A 15462-nucleotide genomic window follows, 5' to 3' on the forward strand; every position below is an offset into this window, starting at 1 on the left:
TTGCAAAAGAAATTCCAAGGGTCAGCCTCGCACGCTGGCCCTTTTCATTTCGCCATCGGTTAATCCATTACATCTCCCTCTCGCGATTCCGGAGTCAGGCAGATTGACACCGCTCGACCTCACGAGCCTTGATGAGCAAGGCTGTAATCTCGGCATTGACGGACCGAAGGTTGGCGCCCGCGCGTGACTTGATCCAGTCCTTAAGTTCTTGGGGAAGTCTCACCGGGGTTGGGGTCTGCTGTTTGAGTGCCATGTTGTCCTCGATCAAATGCCTAGCAATCATTAGAGTCTATTTGACTCTTAGAGTCAAGAAGACTCTTTGCGTAGTATCTAGAAGACTCTTATGCTGCTGTGTTATGGCTACCCAACCAATCCCGTACCCACTCCGGATGCCCGAAGAGCTACGTGCGCAGCTCGAAGCGCGTGCGGCCGCGCGCAAGCGTAGCCTAAATGCTGAGATTTTGGACATACTTCAGAGTTCGGTAGAAGGCAACACAACTACAGATATGGATCTTGATGTGCTTGCTGAGGAGGTAGCGAGACGGGTAGCGGCCAAGCTTAAGAACAGCGAAAGATAGGTGTCTTCCGATCACACTCCTGGCGATCCGTAGAGTGACTTCCACATATCTTGCTGACTAAAGTGTAATGAGGACCTGATGAGCCTTCTTCGATCGATCGTTGCCTTGATGTCTCCGACACCGGCCCAGAAAATTCGCATCGAAGCTACTGCCCCAACGTTAAAGCATTGGCGCCCCTCAGGCTCGTTTACTACTGACGTAGTTGGGGAGTCGCACTACTTCGACAACATTCGCCTGATTGCGATGAATATGGATGGCGACGGTGCGGTCGTGCACTGCACTGCAATGCTCGCGCCTGAAGAGGAGAACCCGAGCGATCCAAACGCGGTTGGCGTCTGGATCGAAGGTAAAAAGGTGGGGCATCTTTCGAAAGACGAGGCACCGTTGTTCAGGCAAGCATTGACTGCAGCGGGATCGGCACTCATACCCACAACGTGCGACGCCCTTATTCACGGCGGCGGGACTCACGACGGCCGAAGGTATAACTACTCGGTTGAGCTTGACCTCCTCCCAACAAGTCAAAACCATCAGCTTTCATCGGCTAGCCCGACCTACCAAGAGCCTATCCGTTCCTCACCTCACCCGTACATCTTCACTCAAGATCCAGACCAACACTTCATTGCCATTCCCTGCGTCGACCGCGCCACGATTGCGATGTGCGAGATCGGAGAAGAAGTTCAACCTTGGACAAAACCTAGCAACGGAGACGTCTATCTTTTCGCTCCTGGCTCTTGTGCCGGACAGGGCAGGCTTACCGTACTATCTACGCAGCGTTTTCCTGATTTCGCAACGACTCTCGAACGTCTTGAATACCTTACGATCCACGCTGTTGATGGCCGCAAAGTAATAGTATCCATGACCGGTTTTCCGGCTGAGTGATTGCACCCGCAGCGCTATATCATCAGATTGGTGTCTAGCTGTGTCTCTCTTCAAGCGCCCGAGCTGGCGTAGGTAACTGACGTGCTAAGGAATGACACGAGAGCGGAAAGAATTGCTAGGCCGCCGGTCGCCGTGCGTCCACGATCTTTATCAGGTGGCTGGCGAGAACAATCATCTCGGTCGCGTCGATCGCGCTAAGTTGGACCCGGCGATGGCTATGCGGATTTTTGTAGGAACCTAGAGCGCCGGCCATCATCTGGAGCAAGGCAACCCGCTCTCCGGACGGCGCGTCCATATCAGTCAAAGGACCGTTTTTCTCGCTGAAGGCCTTCTGGGCCAAAGCCACGCCAAAGTCGTCGGCCGAGAACCCACCCGTCTCCCGAATCGCGACCTCGAGCTCACGGAAAGCCTGGAACACGGCCGTGTCGTACTCGCCCCTCATGAATGCTGGCCAGCAGCACTTGACGAGCTCCGCGTGCAGGATCGCGCGCGGGAGCTGCACAGAGTTGGTGTAAGCGGCCACGCCGGCTCGGTTCTTCAGCTGCGCGCCGCGGCGGGTCACGAAGTGCCAGCCGAATGTTTCGCCTGGCTTCGGCGCAATCAAGCCCTCACGCACGAGCCAATTCCATCCCTCTGCCATCGCGTACTCCACTTGGCTGCGCTTGTGCTGCGGGAAGGGCCCCAGGGTGTCCGGGTGGGTAAAGGACGTCGGATGAAGGCGAGAGCCGCCGATCGGAGAACCCAAAGTGATCAGCTCGAGGCCGACGCCGGCGAGTTCCTCAGGTTCCAATGCCAAGACAGAGTCCGCATCGGGGATTAGGTCGTAGAGAGTCGTCATGTGCGTTCGGTCTTGGGCTTCGGACGGTGCAGAAGGAAAGATTCTACACGCGTCACTGCGGCAGCCCATTGGCCGATCCGGCCGCTCAAGGCCATTGCCGTGCGAGTTGGATCGCTGATGCGATGAGCGCGAGGACGGCGCCGGCCAGCTTGATGACTGCTTCGATTTTTTCCATTTTGAACCTTAGGAGTGGATATGGCTACAGAGTGCCGGGACTAAGGCGCAACGTAAATGCGCAGTAACAGTTACCGTTACCGTTACTGAATCTTGACAAATCAAGCGCGCAACGAAACCCGTACTTTTTCTAATCGACCAAGTTGCCGGCGGCCGCGCGGCCCTAAAAACGCGATCAACCAGCAATGGAAAAACCACAAGAGGATCTGCGATTGCCTTCCTAGGACACTAGGGTGTGCATACCACAGAGTCGTGACAGCACGATACCCAAGGCCGATAGAAAACCCTGGGGTAGCCCATGACTCGTCATTGGCAAGATGATGTGCTCGCTGCCAACACACCCGAGATTCCTGTACGGCCGTGATCTTGCACGACAGCATGTAGACCTCAGCAACCACTTTCAGGGAGTAGCAACAATTATGTTTCCCAGTCCCAGCATCAAACTCACCACGGCCATCATCAAGGCGCTGGCTCGCGGGCTCGTCAATCTAGCTCGGGGCTTCGGCAGCCACCTTGCCGGCACCTTCATGCTGATTCTAGTTATCCTGGCCGTGGGCGCCGCCTCGGCGATGTACCACGCCCAGATCGTGTTGGCCTGATGTGCGCCGCCAGGATCTGGCCGAGCACCGCCAGCGCGCGGGCGCCGCCGTCAACGGCTTGTGGACATGACACAGTACGTGCCTAGTCGTAATGAAAGGAGCTCAGCCATTGAGGCGCGTAGTATGCCTCCAATCAAACGGATGAGTTGCCTACTCGGCAGTCAACGTGCGCAGTTCCAGGGGAGCCTGACTTATGAAACAGCGAGTGCTTTGGACTGATGACGAGGTCGAAATTTTGCGACAGTCCTATGCCGACAAAGACAACCACGAACTTGCCAAGGTTTTCGGCGTAACCCCTGGCCGCATCAAATCCAAGGGGCAAAGCCTAGGTCTGCGCAAGTCGGAAGCCGGCATAAAGGCGATGTTTGCACGCCGGCGATTCAATGGCCAAGCGTCGCCCAGCGCCAAGCCGGTCGGTTCCTACCGCATCGACAGCGGCATCGTCCACGTCAAGGTGAGCGACGAGCCGGGCCCGGACAGCAATCGCTGGCGTGGTGTTCATGAGGTGCTGTGGATCGCCGAGCGCGGCCCGATTCCGGAAGGGCACCGCCTGCTGTTCAAGCCCGGCATGAGAACCGCCGTGCTCGAGGAAATCACGATCGACAAATTGGAGTGCGTGACCATCGCCGACGCGATACGCGACCGCTGCTGTTCGCTCGCGCCAGAAATCAGGGGCATTGTCCAACTCAGGGGCGTGCTGACGAAAACCATCAAACGGAGTAAAGAAAATGGCTAGGAATATTGAGGATCTGCGCGAGCTGCTGTTCGACACCATCGCAGGCGTCAAGAACGGAACGCTCGACATCGAACGCGCCAAGGTGATCGGTGACTTGTCCCAGGTCGTTGTAAACTCGGCAAAGGCCGAAGTCGAATATACCCGGCTGACCGGCTACAAGGGCCGGTTCCTCGAGAAGCAGGAAGAGCTGCCGCCCGGCATTACCGGCATCCACCAGCACCGGCTGCAGGGCTAAGCGTCGACTTGCACTCTACGATAAGGCGGCTATTCCGCTGATGTCGGCAGCTCGTCGCCGTACTCCCACGCCAGGTAGGCGCGCATTGCCGTGACGAGGGGCGACACATCCGCCCGGCTGTAGTCCTGCCGCTTACCGTGCCTCGCCATCCAGCGACCGAAGTCGCTGATCAGGTCGATATACTCGCGCTCGATGATCGGACCGCCCTGGGCCCAGCTGGTCGACGGACTGAAGGCTTCCCCGTTCTCGATGACGCACATTTCGGAGCCGGCGCCGTGCGGCGCGACGATCTCGACCTGTAGGCCTTGCGCTTTCCCGACCCAGTAGTCGAGCAGCGGCACGGCCTCAAGGTAGGCGATTTTCATGGGCTCTCCTTTGTCATGCTGGCATTCTAATGTGGACCGGCTGGGCACCCGCCCGGCATCGCACAGGAGGGCCCATGGCCGACATATTTCTCAACCAGGAAGAGCTCACGACCTTGACCGGTCGGAAGATGAAATCGAAGCAGATCGAGGCGCTGCGCCGCATGGGACTGCCGTTCCATGTGAACGCGTGTGGCAAGCCGGTCGTCGCCCGTGTGGCGATCGAGGGCAGGCGCGACGCGACCGACACGCCGAAATCTTCGAAGCCGGTTGCACGTATAACTTGATCCACCCACCATTTACTTGCGTCGGTTAAATCGGTCGGCTGAAAATTCAGCCGCCAGATCTCACCCATCCATTTTGAGACCTCTATCGACGGGCTGACTTTTCAGCCCGTCGATTGGCCGACGCAAAATTGCGTTGGCTGCTAGGTCGGCTCAGTTTTGAGCTGACCTCAAATACTCACCCCAAAACGGACATGCGCCTCCGCAATTCCTGCCTGGCCTCATTTGAAAGGTCTTTGATAAGCACGCAAAGCGCCCTTACTTTTTCCATTTCGTTAACGCCATCATCAGCAGAGACCTGAAATATTGAAATCCTGGCACGGGCATTTGGGAATGCTCGGAACTTGGCACAAAACTGCGATAAAGCCCGATGTGCCTGCTCGTAGCGTGGATCATCCTGTGCGATTGGAGTTGCCCAAGCGGAAAGCTTTTTCTCGGTTACTCGGCCGTCCAGCCTTCCTGTCGATCCAGTCTCATCTGCATACAAGTCAGCTGTCATGTCCTTGTACCCAATGAACTTGCTAGGACCAAATTCGAAGGCCCCATCCTTTTCAACTGCATACCAAGCTTGAACATGAGACAAGAGCTTAACCAGCCTTTCTTTCCCAGTGCCGCCGTTGATAATCCGATTGAATCTTGCGATGTTCGCTTTCGCGTCGTCAACAGAATGAACCAAGGTAATAGGCTGCATATTTCCTCCTAACATCGTTTGCATGCCTTGCATGCATTGGTTGATTTGCATGCATAGTAAGACAGTATCTCAACCATTGCAATGATTTTCAGGCTGTCCATAAACGAACGATTTCTAACATCAACGAGGATCAACAACTCTCCATGTTAGAAATATAGGCCTTGCAATTTCCAACACATCAGTATATTCTGACACCGTTTTCTAACACTTAGGACAACGGAGAGCAGGATGGCGACCTTTGCATACGGCCGAGTTAGCACCACCGAGCAAACCACCGAGAACCAGCGCCGTGAGATCGAGGCGGCCGGCTACCAAATCGACTACTGGTTTGCAGATGAGGGCGTGTCGGGCAAGGTCTCGGCGATGCAGCGCCCGCAGTTCGCCAAGATGCTCGGCCAGATCCGCGACGGCGAAACTTTGGTGGTGACGAAACTGGACCGCCTCGGCCGTGACGCGCAGGACGTCGGCGCGACGATCAAGATGCTGGCCGCGCGCCGTATTGAGGTCATCGTGCTGCAGCTGGGCAAGCTCGACCTCACCAGCGCCGCGGGCAAATTGATGCTGACCATGCTTGCGGCAGTGGCCGAAATGGAGAGGGATTTGCTGGTTGAGCGCACCCAGGCTGGCTTGGCACGGGCGAAGGCGGAGGGCAAGACCTTGGGCCGCCCATCCAAGACCACGGACGAGCAGCGTCGCCAGATCGTGGCCGACTACGCGGCCGGCGTCACCGTTAGCGAGCTTGCCCGCCGCTTCGCCGTGTCACGCGCGAATATCCTCGGCATCGTGAAACCGGCCGCGTGACCGGTGCAAACGTCAGCAATCCGAGGCAACCGGCTTCTCTATTTCTCCTGCAGACTTTCTGCCCATTGAATGACCTCACGGGCCTTGTAGAGCGGGTGGCCGGTACCGTTTGCAGTCCGGATGCGGATCGCCTTCGGGAAGCTCGACAACGGTAGGATCTTGTCCCGCACCGTGCTGTACGAGCGCTTGAGGTAGCGCGCTATGTGTTCCGTGTCCCACAGGTCGACTTCGAGCGGGATCATGTGTTCCGTGAGCTCGTGCAGGATCGCCTTCAGAAGTGCTTTCGTCTCGTCGTCGGTCATCTCTATCTCCTGCTGTAGAGCAAGCCCTTGCAGCATCCGTTTGTATTACAAGTAGTGGCAAAAGCCTATCCTGCGTTGCGCGCAGCCTTGCCGCTGAGCGTTGGTAATACCAAGCCTTGTGGCACAGTTGCTGGTATGTCCCCTATCCTGCCGTCGTTAATTTCCCAGGCCATCTGTTCAGCCGCTGAACTGCGCTCCCGGTTTACGCTACCCTTCTGTTTCCAAAATCATATGGAGCAGCCGTGGACGTGATCTTGGATCGAGATGAGCTATACCGTGAAGTTTGGTCAACAACCGTCAGTGCCGTGGCGCGCAAGTACAACCTAACTGATTACGACATACGGAAGGCATGCTTTGCACTTGATGTGCCGACTCCAATCCAAGGGTATTGGGCGAAAATTAGAGTAGGCAATCCACCGCCAATTCCTCCGCTCCCCCGAAAACGTGGCCCGTCAACGTTCACGTGCAAGAAGGTGCCACGTGCAGCTACAGGGTCGACTGAAATCAGCAGGCCCAAATCCAAGTCTAAATCAAACGACACACAGTCCAGCCCAGACACGCCCGCAAAGCCCAAGGAATCACTTGTCGATAGGGTCATGAAGAACACAGCGGAGCTTAACGCCAAGGGGCTAGTTCGGGCGCCGACGTCGCCTCGAGGTTCGATGCATCTCCTACCGGAGGACACTATCGGTCTTCCTCGATACATCCCTCTCAAGGTCTGGGGCGAGCTGCTGCTTGGGGAGCATGCTCCGCACTACAACAGCCTCTTGCGATGGGTTCACGATGGGTTTATCCAGCCTCAACCTATAAAAATCGGCAGGCGGTGGTGCGTTCGGAAGGATGCCGCGTACGTCCCTGATTAGGGCACACCCGGCTCGACGGTACAAAGCCACGACTGCGCATAGTTGATCGTCTTGCCCTCGACTTGGACGCGCTCGAAGCCGGCCAGGGTGAAGCGGCCCTCACTCATCCAAATCAAGTGCGGCTCGTACAGCACCTCTTGGCGCCGCAGCGGTCCCTCGCCGGCCGTGTGCCGCGCGACCTTTACCGACCGGCCCACGCCATCGTCGCGCACGTCCATCACTTCGAGCTGACCAGGCGGTGGCGTGTACTCACGGAGCTTCCATTTGGGCTGGTCGACCCCGTCTTTCCTCATCTTGATCATTCTGCATCTCATCCGAATACTGTATGCGCATACAGTATTTTTGCCAAGAGCGCCCAGTAGATTCCACTATTTTAGTGAGGCAGTGACGAAGTGGTATTCAATGGTAGCCTCTAGTATCTGGAGATATCCAATACCGCCCTTGAGCGCCGATGTCAACATTTGTCAACATGCCTCGCCGTTTGGCTACCTTGCGGCGTTCGATCACTTCCTGAATCTGAGGTTTTCTGAGGAGGCCGGCACCCTACTGGCGTCACATCGAAGGGCAAAACCTGAATATTTCCCCTTTTTTTAACTGGAGACTCGTATGCTGCGCTACCTGACAATCCGCAAGTTAGCGGCCGAGTCTGGCTACTCAGAAATTGCTATTCGGTCCAAGATCCACAGTGGAATCTGGATGCTGGACCAAGTGTGGAAGAAGGCGCCGGACGGTCGCGTCCTGATTGATGTCGAGGGATATCACAAATGGGTCGAGGGCGAGTATGACGTGCTCAAGGTCCAGCTCAAACGGCCGGCCAAAAGCCGACTCAAGCCACTATTACCGGACACCGATCCGCGCCGCTCCCGCTGCCCTGCGCCACTGGTTGAGTAGCACTACCTGGTACGCCTTCCAGTAAATTTCACTATTTTGCTGTGCCAATCCGCAGAGTTCTAAAAAGCGTTCGGAAATCCGGCGTTATCGACCCTAGCTTTTCCAACTTAACCAGCTGATTTAATTAGATTTTTTGTTCCGGTCAGGCGTTTAGAAAAACGCCTATTCCGGTCTACTTTAGATGAACAGTCATCTTGGCTCAGTTGCATCCTTGATGCGCATGATCTCAATCAGTGCAGCGGTCGACAGGCTGCTGACATCGAGCATCGACTCGGCTTTGACCGGCGGCAGATCGGCAGCACCGCCGATCGCTACCTTGTCGCCATAGTCGCGCGGGGCAATCTTCGACGCCCTCCAGCGGTAGTGCTGCGCAAGCTCACGCGCCTTGGACAGCTCGAATTGATCGCCGGCCGTCTCAATTGTCAGCGTCGCCTTCTCGTCCCACATCTGGGCGGTTTGTACCCTTGCCTCGCGCGCACGCGCGGAACGTTCAGAGTCGGCGCCAATCCAGGCCACCAGGGAGCCTTGCGACACCCCGATTTCGTCGGCGATCGCGTGCATGGCTTTCGGATGCAGGATCGCAGCGCACACTGCATCGATCCCAAACGCATCCATCTTCTCTCGCGCCGTCAGCTCGGTCTTCGGTTGGGTCTTTCGCCCCATGATGTTCTCCTATGTAAGGCAGTATTGATATCGGAAATTTTTCACCAACCTCAACATTCCCCAACATTCGCAGCCCATCCCGGCGCGCGGTACGTGCGAAAAATAGGAGCGGCTCAGCCGCCGCAGCGCAGCGCTTCGCCGACGACCGAAGCGCCTTCGGCCCAGTCCGAGGAGGTCGAGACGACGTAGAAGGCATTGCCACCGGCGGCCGCGGTTTCGTTCAGAGCGGACTTCATGGCGTTGCCGGGCTTGTCCGGACCGAGACGCTGATTGAAGGTCACCAGCTTGATAGTCTGGCACTTTTCCTTCTGAGCAGCGGTCACTATCTGGACCTTCTGTGCCGCATCGGTGAGGGGAGTTGCGCACCCTGCCAGCAGGGCCAGGGTGGCGCAGATGAGGGAGGGCTTCAGCATCGGTCGACTCCGGGCATTTAGAAAGTTGCCACAGTAACACAACAGACTGACCGGTTATGCCGGAGCCGGACCGTAATGCGCCGTATTTTGCGGTGCCGGGCATGCCTCTTACTTCTCCTGATGATCGTGCTGGCGTTCGGCCTGGAGTGCTTGGGTAACCCATCGCTGCGAAGCCGTCGCGTTGCCAGGCATTTTCATGACATGCGCGAAGCGTCGCCATCCGGGAGATTGGACGAAGCGACGGATCGCATCCTGCTGTTCAGGATGAACGCCATGCGCGGTTCTGCGGGCCAGCTCGGTGAACTCTGGCGAAGTCAGGAGCTTGTCGACCGCCTTTATGGCCTCGGGTTTGGCGCCCTTGGCAAGTGCCGATGCAACTGCAGCACCCGCACCTGGACCAAAAGCCCAGCCTACCGTCGTGCCGACGGTGGCGCCAAGCGCAGACTCGCGTGCAGTTTTGTAGAGGCGGCCGGTGAAGTTATCGATCGGCTTCAGCTCGTCCTTGATGGCGTTGAGGCGACCCGTCGTGATGCGCTCGCGCGTGGCGGCGCTGATGCCCTTGGAAACGCGGTACAGGTCGCTGAGCTGCTTGCGCGCCTCCGGCGGCAAGTGTGTCATGACCGCCAGATGTGACTGCTTGTTCTTGAGCAGGCCCTCATACCAGGTCGCGAACTTGGCGAAACTGACGTTGCCGTTGGCCGCAGTCTTGCCGAATGCCGTGTTGAGGCCGGAAGCGACGACCTCCTGTCGCATGCTCGCGGGTACTGCCTTAAGCAACTTGATGAGCTGGGTCGGATCTCCAGCAGGGAGCGCATTCATGGCTTTCGACATTTTTCCGACGAAGGACTCGTCTAGGTGCTTGCCGAACAAAGCCGCCAGATCGTCCTGGACACCCTTGTAGGTGGCGACAGTTTTCTGGGCGAGATCCCATTTTCCGGCCATGCCATGCTGCTCGAGCACAGCGCGCTGGTCCTTCTTCAGCGCGTCCTCGAGCATGGAGATCAGTCGGCTGTCCGAGTCCTTGAAAGGGCCAGCGCGCTGGATGCGCGCCGCGGTGAGGTCGCGCCGGACGTCATCCAGCAGCGCATACGTCGGCTGCTTCGTCACTGGTACCGCGCGCTTGGTCGCGGACTGAGCGCCTGGCATCAGTGGATTACCCGGCACCTCCTCAGTTTGCATGATCCTTTTCGGCGACAGCTTCGCAAAGATCATCTTCTCCATGGGAGACAGGTTCTTCATGCCGTCGAGCTCATCGGCGCGCGCCCGGATCATCGCCAGCACGTTCTCGGCAGGTGCCTCGGACTTGGCCGGCACTGCGGCGCGGATCTCGTCAAAGAAATTGTCCGCATGGCCCTTAAGCTGATCGTGCACGCCATTCAATTCATGTTTGACGCTGTCGGCCAGGGTGCTGAAGTCGTGCGTGCCGCCCATCTCCTCGATCAGGTCGTTTGCGCGCTGAGCCACCCGCTGCAGACCCTCCAGCTCCATGGCCCGGCCTTCCGACCCCGGGATCGACTTCGCAGCCTGCGAGAGCTCGCGGAATGCCTGGTTCGTAGTGACGTGGTCCGCCTGCAGGTCTCCATCGACGCCAAGGCGCTCGGCAGCTCCCACGACCTTGGGGTCGGGCGAGGCCTGCTCGGCCAGCACCTGCTTTGCCCGGCTGCTTCCGAAGCCTCCCTCTGCCGCCTTACGCGCCGTCTGGGTGAGGTCGTCTGCCGCCATGGGAGCCGCCCCACCTGCATCGATAGCAGGATCGGCAGCAGCTGTGCGTGGAGCGGAGCCTTGCGCTCCCATCGAAGTAGCGCCTGCATCGGCGGCTTCGGTCGATGCGACAGCCAGCGGGTCAGCAGCTGCTGTCGGTTTCGGCACGCCTCGCACGCGCTGCAGGATCTGCCTGGCCGGCGCTGCAGCGGCACGCACTGCATTGACCACAGCTGGCACAGCGGCGCCGGCGACGCCCGCTGCTGCTACCTCACCCGGATTGAACTCCCCGCCGGTGGCCGCTTGGGTCGCCTCGATGGCTGCCTGTGTACCAGCAGCCCCGAGAGCAGCGCCGCCGAGAGTCGTGGCGCGGCCGGCTGGAGTGAATGCCGCGATGGCGCCGAGCGCTCGAGGAAGATCGCTGACCTGGAAGCCCGGCTTGATGGCGTACTCCTTGCCGTCCATCGACGAGCGCAGCAGGAAGTTACCCCTCTCGTCCTGGCGCGCCTGCACACCTGGGAAGTTCGACTGAATGACCTTCACGGTCTCGGCCGGGTTGGACAGCAACGTGCCCAGACCGGTTTTCGCACTCGCCATGCTGAACGAGTTCAGCTCGGGCATGCCGGCCCAGTCAGGCGCCGCATCGGTTTCGGCGGTATGCCGCTTGTCACCGGTGACGGCCTCCTTGATGTGCCCAGGGATCGACGCCAGAGTGTCGAACAGGTTATGCCCCTGCTTAGTCTCTGTGGCGTCGTTGGCCGGCAGCGACTTGATGTAGCCGGCCAAGCGCTGCGCGGCCTTCGTGTCGCCGGCGGCATCGGCATTGCGGAGCGCCTGGTAAAGCTGTTCGCGGTCAGGCATCACTAGTTCCCGTACTTGTTGAGGAGGTAATCGATATCGGCCGGGTGCGCTGGCGCCGACTTCGCTGGCTTCGTCGACGGCGGCACGTTGCCTTCACCGCCGCCCTTTCCAGTCAGGAGCGAGCGTGCGGCCGGCGAGAGGAATGTATCCTCGAAGTCCTTGAGCCCGGTGCCCCGCTCGTAGCTGCGCTTTTTCTCCTTCAGGCGGCCGCCGAACAGCTCCTGCGCGGTGCCGACGGCGCCCAGAACCTGATCGGGAGAGTAGGTGCCATCGCCTGCCAGAGCATCAGCTGTGTGCTTCCGATCTTCTCCGGTGCCACCGACCCCGGACACGGCCTTGACCACCTCGGGCGCGACCATCTGCACGGCGACCTTCAGGTTTGACGGTGCGGCACCGCCGGTGGCTTCCGAGATCCTGTTCGCGATCTTGTTGAAAAGGCGGGTGTCCCCGTTCTTCTGGGCCAGGGCTAACTCCTTCAGCGTCGCCAGGTGGTTCATCGCGGTGTTGGCCGACTCGATCGCCGCACCATCCTTGCCGCCGGCGCCGAAGGAGCGCAGTGCGGCGGCGCGCGGTGCGTACTGGGCTGCGTCGTACTGGGGGTTGAGCTGCATGACCATGTCCATGGTGGCCTGCCCCCATGGCTTGTTCATGTTGAACTGGCCGAGCGGCGGCGCACGGTAGAACGCGATCTGCTTGGCCAGCGTCTCGTTCGGCTTTGCCGGCGCATCGGCCGCCTTCTGCTCCTCGACCCACTCGGAGTGGCGAATATCTTGGCCTCGGCGCTGCGTACTGGCCGACAGCGTCGCGTCGGCGCTCGGCGTGGTGAATGCCTTCTGGTCTTTCGGGGTCATACCGGCGTCGCGGAGCTGGCCCAGGTACGTGGGGAGCTCTTTCGGATCGGCCGGCATGCCGTCGATGTACTCCTGCGCGCCGCCCTTCGGAATGAAGCCGCGCGACTCCATCGACTTGAACATGGTGATCGCCTGCGCTGGCTTCACACCGGGCTTTGCGAGCGAGCCGGCCGTCTGCGCGAAGACGCCGTAATTCTTCACGGCCTGGTCGATCTTCTCGCCATCCAGCTTCGAGTCCGACTCTTTCTGGTCACGGGCATCCTTGTTTTGCGCGACGATGTTGTCGATGACGGCCTTGCCCTGCGGGTGCACGGCCAACATCGACTTGATGAGGACGCCCCCAAACTCCGGGTGCTCCTGGACCGCCTGTGCCTTGGCGCGCAGTGCCCTCGATTCAACGGTGGGACCGTTGGACGCGTTTTCGATCGCATCGGCGCGCGCGTTCAACCCGTCGACAACAATCTGCGGCTGGCCGTTTTGGATTGCCGAACCCCACTGGGCCAGATCGGAAAGCTGCTGCTTCTGCGCTACCGCGCTCTTCGTATCCCAGGCCTGTTTGAGCTGTTCGCTCATACCCGGTACCTGCAACATGGCGTTCGCATACTCTTCGCCGCCGGCATTCGGGTTCGCGACCAGCGACTGGATGACCTGTGCCTGTTGCTGCTTCTGGGCGAGCGCTGCCTGCTGTTGTTGCTGCTGCTGTTGTACCTGGCTGATGCCGATGCCGGCTTGGTAGCCCTTCAGGACACTGTCGAAGGGATTGGCGATGTCTGTGGTGTAGTCGATTGGAAGCATGATGGCCTCAAAACTTGAGCGAGGAGGTGAATGCGGACATGTCGATCGGGGTGAAACCAACATCCCCCACGCTCGACGTCAGCCCACTCGATTGGCGCGCGGAGGCTGCGGCGCGTGCTGCAGCCGCGTCATAGGTCGAGGTGGGGCCAAAGCCGCCCAGGCCTGCGAACGTCCCAATGCTGCTCCCCAGCGCGTTGTACACCCCAGCCTGGGATCGCCCTGCTGCCAAGGCATTACCCGCTTGTGCCGCGCCCTGCTGCTGGAGCAGACTGGCCACGTTCTGGCCGGTCTGCATACCGGCGTTGCCGACGCCCGCCGCGGCGTTCTGGCCGAGCGAGGTCAGCCCGCCCAGGTTCGCGTACTGCTGCTCGATCAGCTGGTTGAGCAACTGCGGCCGGAACTGGCCCAGCGCGCCCTGCACATTCCCACCGCGCAGGCCGCCCGTGGCCGAGGCGTTCGCGAGAATGGCGTCTTCACCCTGCTGCGCGAGCGAGCTGAACATCGGGGACGACTGGATGCCGCTGATCGCCGCCTGCTGCGCGGCGGCGCCGTTCAGGCCAAGCAGGTTCTGCTGCGCGCCGAGCGAACCAGTGCCGGCCGTGACGAACGGCGACAACAGCTTCTGTACCGTCTCGAACTGCTTGTTTTGCTGGTCGATGCCGAGCTGCGTGGCTCGCTCCTGTGCATTCGACGCGGTATTGGCCGCCGACCTGGTCGCGCTCGACGACAAAAGCGCGCCACCGATTCCTGCTCCTACAACTGCTGCTGCCACCATGATTTATTCTCCCAGCCATTTGCTGAAATACGTTTCGACAGGCGCCGCACCGATGCGCTTGAACAGCGCGCTGGCGTCAGCGTGAATTTTTGAACCCATGAACCACCGCTGCACACCACGGCGCCGGAGCTCCGCCTCGACGAAGCGGAACATGCGCACGCCCGCACTACCCGCGCGCTTGTCCTGGCGGACGTAGAAGATGTCCATCGTGCAGGTCAGGCAAGTGCTGTAGTGCAGCCCTGGCGCGATGAAGCCGATGAAGTAACCCACCATCTCGCCAGCGTCGCGGAGGGTGACGAAGATCAGGCCGCCGGCCCGCTCGCGCTCGATGTAGACGTGGTACTGAGGCTGCAGCGGCACCTTGTCCTGGTTCAGGGCCAACTCGCGGTAGTGCAGCGGCAGCAGCGTCTGCAGCTCGGCCAGCTGCTGCTCAAATGACTCGACGTGGCAAGTGATCATTTGGAAGTCCTGATATCGACGATCATGTGGATGCGGTCCCCGGCGCTGTTGTTGATCACCTCGTGCTCCTGTGCGTTGTCGAACCACCAGACCTCTCCAGGCGCCATGTAGGTGGTCTCCTCGCCGGCGCGGAAGTAGACTCCCGGCTGGCTCTGCAGGACGACGTGGAAGCGGCTGTAGTAGTCGGTGTGGGACTTGGTGTCGACGTGTGGGTAAATCACGCCGCCCGGGGCGATCTTGTTGATCATGACCCGGCCCAGGCGCTCGCCGCCGACCCGCGTCATCAACGACATCACGATCGGGCGAGCTTCGGTCAGAAGCTTGTATGCTGGGTAGTCGACGTTTTCGTGCTGGTCGTAGGTGCTCAGGTGGTTTTGCAGCTCCTCCTCAGTCTCGTGCACGGACTTGACGGGGAAGCGCAGCATGATCGACTCGATCTGCTTGAACGGGCCTTGCGGGTAATCGCGGAGGTAGGTGTCCTCTTTCCAGAGGTCCGAGCGGCGACGGATCGCCAACAGAAGGGGGGTGACGTCGACGCCTTGCGCGAGCAGGAGGAAATTACGCATCACATTCTCCCGAGTTAGAAGGGGGTTTGTGAGCCGCTGGGCGCTCGAAACTCAGCTATAGCAAGTAGGTGCCACTAGGCCTCATTATAGTTCTTTCCTATCGTAAACTTACATTCAATAGTTAGACTTAATCGTAATGATGAAC

At 59.4% G+C, this 15462-nt stretch carries 22 protein-coding genes; 9 read left to right on the top strand and 13 right to left on the bottom strand.

All coding sequences use genetic code 11. The features are described from left to right. Positions 1-94: 94 nt before the first annotated feature. Positions 95-283, bottom strand: a complete 189-nt coding sequence (locus ACEN9G_RS11660; protein WP_483126663.1) for an Arc family DNA-binding protein — start codon at positions 281-283, stop codon at positions 95-97. Positions 284-389: 106 nt separating this feature from the next. Here ACEN9G_RS11660 and ACEN9G_RS11665 point away from each other — a divergent pair, with 106 nt between their 5' ends. Then, positions 390-578 (top strand): FitA-like ribbon-helix-helix domain-containing protein, encoded by a 189-nt coding sequence (locus ACEN9G_RS11665; RefSeq protein WP_483126664.1) that lies wholly within the window; start codon positions 390-392, stop codon positions 576-578. A 78-nt stretch (positions 579-656) separates the two neighbouring features. Continuing rightward, complete coding sequence (locus ACEN9G_RS11670; protein ID WP_413336897.1) at positions 657-1457, top strand: hypothetical protein; 801 nt, start codon at positions 657-659, stop codon at positions 1455-1457. A gap of 115 nt (positions 1458-1572) precedes the next feature. Here the strand turns inward: ACEN9G_RS11670 and ACEN9G_RS11675 are convergent, their stop codons facing one another. Then, positions 1573-2295, bottom strand: coding sequence for a TIGR02391 family protein (locus ACEN9G_RS11675; protein ID WP_413336896.1), 723 nt, complete (start codon positions 2293-2295; stop codon positions 1573-1575). A 593-nt stretch (positions 2296-2888) separates the two neighbouring features. Here ACEN9G_RS11675 and ACEN9G_RS11680 point away from each other — a divergent pair. The 3 genes from ACEN9G_RS11680 to ACEN9G_RS11690 all read left to right on the top strand — a co-directional run bounded on the left by ACEN9G_RS11680 (position 2889) and on the right by ACEN9G_RS11690 (position 4039). Continuing rightward, positions 2889-3068 (top strand): hypothetical protein, encoded by a 180-nt coding sequence (locus ACEN9G_RS11680; protein WP_413336895.1) that lies wholly within the window; start codon positions 2889-2891, stop codon positions 3066-3068. A 193-nt stretch (positions 3069-3261) separates the two neighbouring features. Then, positions 3262-3804: an HNH endonuclease family protein gene (locus ACEN9G_RS11685; RefSeq protein WP_413336894.1), complete on the top strand. Its 543-nt coding sequence runs from the start codon at positions 3262-3264 to the stop codon at positions 3802-3804. Further along, a complete protein-coding gene (locus tag ACEN9G_RS11690) occupies positions 3797-4039 on the top strand; it encodes a hypothetical protein (RefSeq protein WP_413336893.1) in 243 nt (80 codons plus the stop codon). The genes ACEN9G_RS11685 and ACEN9G_RS11690 overlap by 8 nt, the downstream gene beginning before the upstream one ends. Positions 4040-4068: 29 nt before the next feature. On the opposite strand, the gene ACEN9G_RS11695 is transcribed toward ACEN9G_RS11690, so the two are convergent. Beyond that, the gene (locus ACEN9G_RS11695; protein WP_413336892.1) at positions 4069-4404 is read right to left on the bottom strand and encodes a phage protein NinX family protein; all 336 of its coding nucleotides are present in this window, start codon (positions 4402-4404) and stop codon (positions 4069-4071) included. Positions 4405-4478: 74 nt separating this feature from the next. Between ACEN9G_RS11695 and ACEN9G_RS11700 the strand changes: the two genes are divergently transcribed. Then, on the top strand, positions 4479-4688 hold the full coding sequence (locus ACEN9G_RS11700; RefSeq protein ID WP_413336891.1) for a DUF4224 domain-containing protein: 210 nt from the start codon (positions 4479-4481) through the stop codon (positions 4686-4688). 175 nt (positions 4689-4863) lie between these two features. Here ACEN9G_RS11700 and ACEN9G_RS11705 read toward each other — a convergent pair whose 3' ends face one another. Then, positions 4864-5376, bottom strand: coding sequence for a hypothetical protein (locus ACEN9G_RS11705; protein ID WP_413336890.1), 513 nt, complete (start codon positions 5374-5376; stop codon positions 4864-4866). Between the two features lie 228 nt (positions 5377-5604). On the opposite strand from ACEN9G_RS11705, the gene ACEN9G_RS11710 reads away from it, so the two are divergent. Then, on the top strand, positions 5605-6177 hold the full coding sequence (locus tag ACEN9G_RS11710; RefSeq protein WP_413336889.1) for a recombinase family protein: 573 nt from the start codon (positions 5605-5607) through the stop codon (positions 6175-6177). 38 nt (positions 6178-6215) lie between these two features. Here ACEN9G_RS11710 and ACEN9G_RS11715 read toward each other — a convergent pair whose 3' ends face one another. Then, positions 6216-6479 carry a hypothetical protein gene (locus tag ACEN9G_RS11715; RefSeq protein ID WP_413336888.1) on the bottom strand — a complete coding sequence of 88 codons (264 nt, stop codon included), beginning with the start codon at positions 6477-6479 and terminating at the stop codon, positions 6216-6218. Positions 6480-7141: 662 nt separating this feature from the next. On the opposite strand from ACEN9G_RS11715, the gene ACEN9G_RS11720 reads away from it, so the two are divergent. Continuing rightward, positions 7142-7342, top strand: a complete 201-nt coding sequence (locus tag ACEN9G_RS11720) for an excisionase (protein ID WP_483126665.1) — start codon at positions 7142-7144, stop codon at positions 7340-7342. Here the strand turns inward: ACEN9G_RS11720 and ACEN9G_RS11725 are convergent. Beyond that, entirely contained in the window at positions 7339-7644 is a 306-nt protein-coding gene (locus ACEN9G_RS11725; protein WP_413336886.1) for a hypothetical protein, read from the bottom strand. The genes ACEN9G_RS11720 and ACEN9G_RS11725 overlap by 4 nt on opposite strands. 304 nt (positions 7645-7948) lie before the next feature. Between ACEN9G_RS11725 and ACEN9G_RS11730 the strand changes: the two genes are divergently transcribed. After that, positions 7949-8233 (top strand): excisionase, encoded by a 285-nt coding sequence (locus ACEN9G_RS11730; RefSeq protein WP_413336885.1) that lies wholly within the window; start codon positions 7949-7951, stop codon positions 8231-8233. A 189-nt stretch (positions 8234-8422) separates the two neighbouring features. Here ACEN9G_RS11730 and ACEN9G_RS11735 read toward each other — a convergent pair whose 3' ends face one another. The 7 genes from ACEN9G_RS11735 to ACEN9G_RS11765 all read right to left on the bottom strand — a co-directional run bounded on the left by ACEN9G_RS11735 (position 8423) and on the right by ACEN9G_RS11765 (position 15317). Next, positions 8423-8896, bottom strand: a complete 474-nt coding sequence (locus ACEN9G_RS11735) for a terminase small subunit-like protein (RefSeq protein WP_413336884.1) — start codon at positions 8894-8896, stop codon at positions 8423-8425. A gap of 113 nt (positions 8897-9009) precedes the next feature. Beyond that, complete coding sequence (locus ACEN9G_RS11740; RefSeq protein WP_413336883.1) at positions 9010-9309, bottom strand: DUF4156 domain-containing protein; 300 nt, start codon at positions 9307-9309, stop codon at positions 9010-9012. 108 nt (positions 9310-9417) lie between these two features. Further along, complete coding sequence (locus tag ACEN9G_RS11745) at positions 9418-11871, bottom strand: hypothetical protein (protein WP_413336882.1); 2454 nt, start codon at positions 11869-11871, stop codon at positions 9418-9420. A 2-nt stretch (positions 11872-11873) separates the two neighbouring features. Then, complete coding sequence (locus ACEN9G_RS11750) at positions 11874-13517, bottom strand: hypothetical protein (RefSeq protein ID WP_413336881.1); 1644 nt, start codon at positions 13515-13517, stop codon at positions 11874-11876. Positions 13518-13524: 7 nt separating this feature from the next. After that, positions 13525-14292 carry a P22-gp17 family phage DNA ejection protein gene (locus ACEN9G_RS11755; RefSeq protein ID WP_413336880.1) on the bottom strand — a complete coding sequence of 256 codons (768 nt, stop codon included), beginning with the start codon at positions 14290-14292 and terminating at the stop codon, positions 13525-13527. Positions 14293-14295: 3 nt separating this feature from the next. Further along, positions 14296-14751 (bottom strand): GNAT family protein, encoded by a 456-nt coding sequence (locus ACEN9G_RS11760; RefSeq protein ID WP_413336879.1) that lies wholly within the window; start codon positions 14749-14751, stop codon positions 14296-14298. Next, positions 14748-15317, bottom strand: coding sequence for an aspartyl/asparaginyl beta-hydroxylase domain-containing protein (locus tag ACEN9G_RS11765; RefSeq protein ID WP_413336878.1), 570 nt, complete (start codon positions 15315-15317; stop codon positions 14748-14750). Before ACEN9G_RS11765 ends, ACEN9G_RS11760 begins: the two co-directional genes overlap by 4 nt. Between the last annotated feature and the right edge of the window lie 145 nt (positions 15318-15462).

This window comes from Massilia sp. Masssp94 (assembly GCF_059491305.1).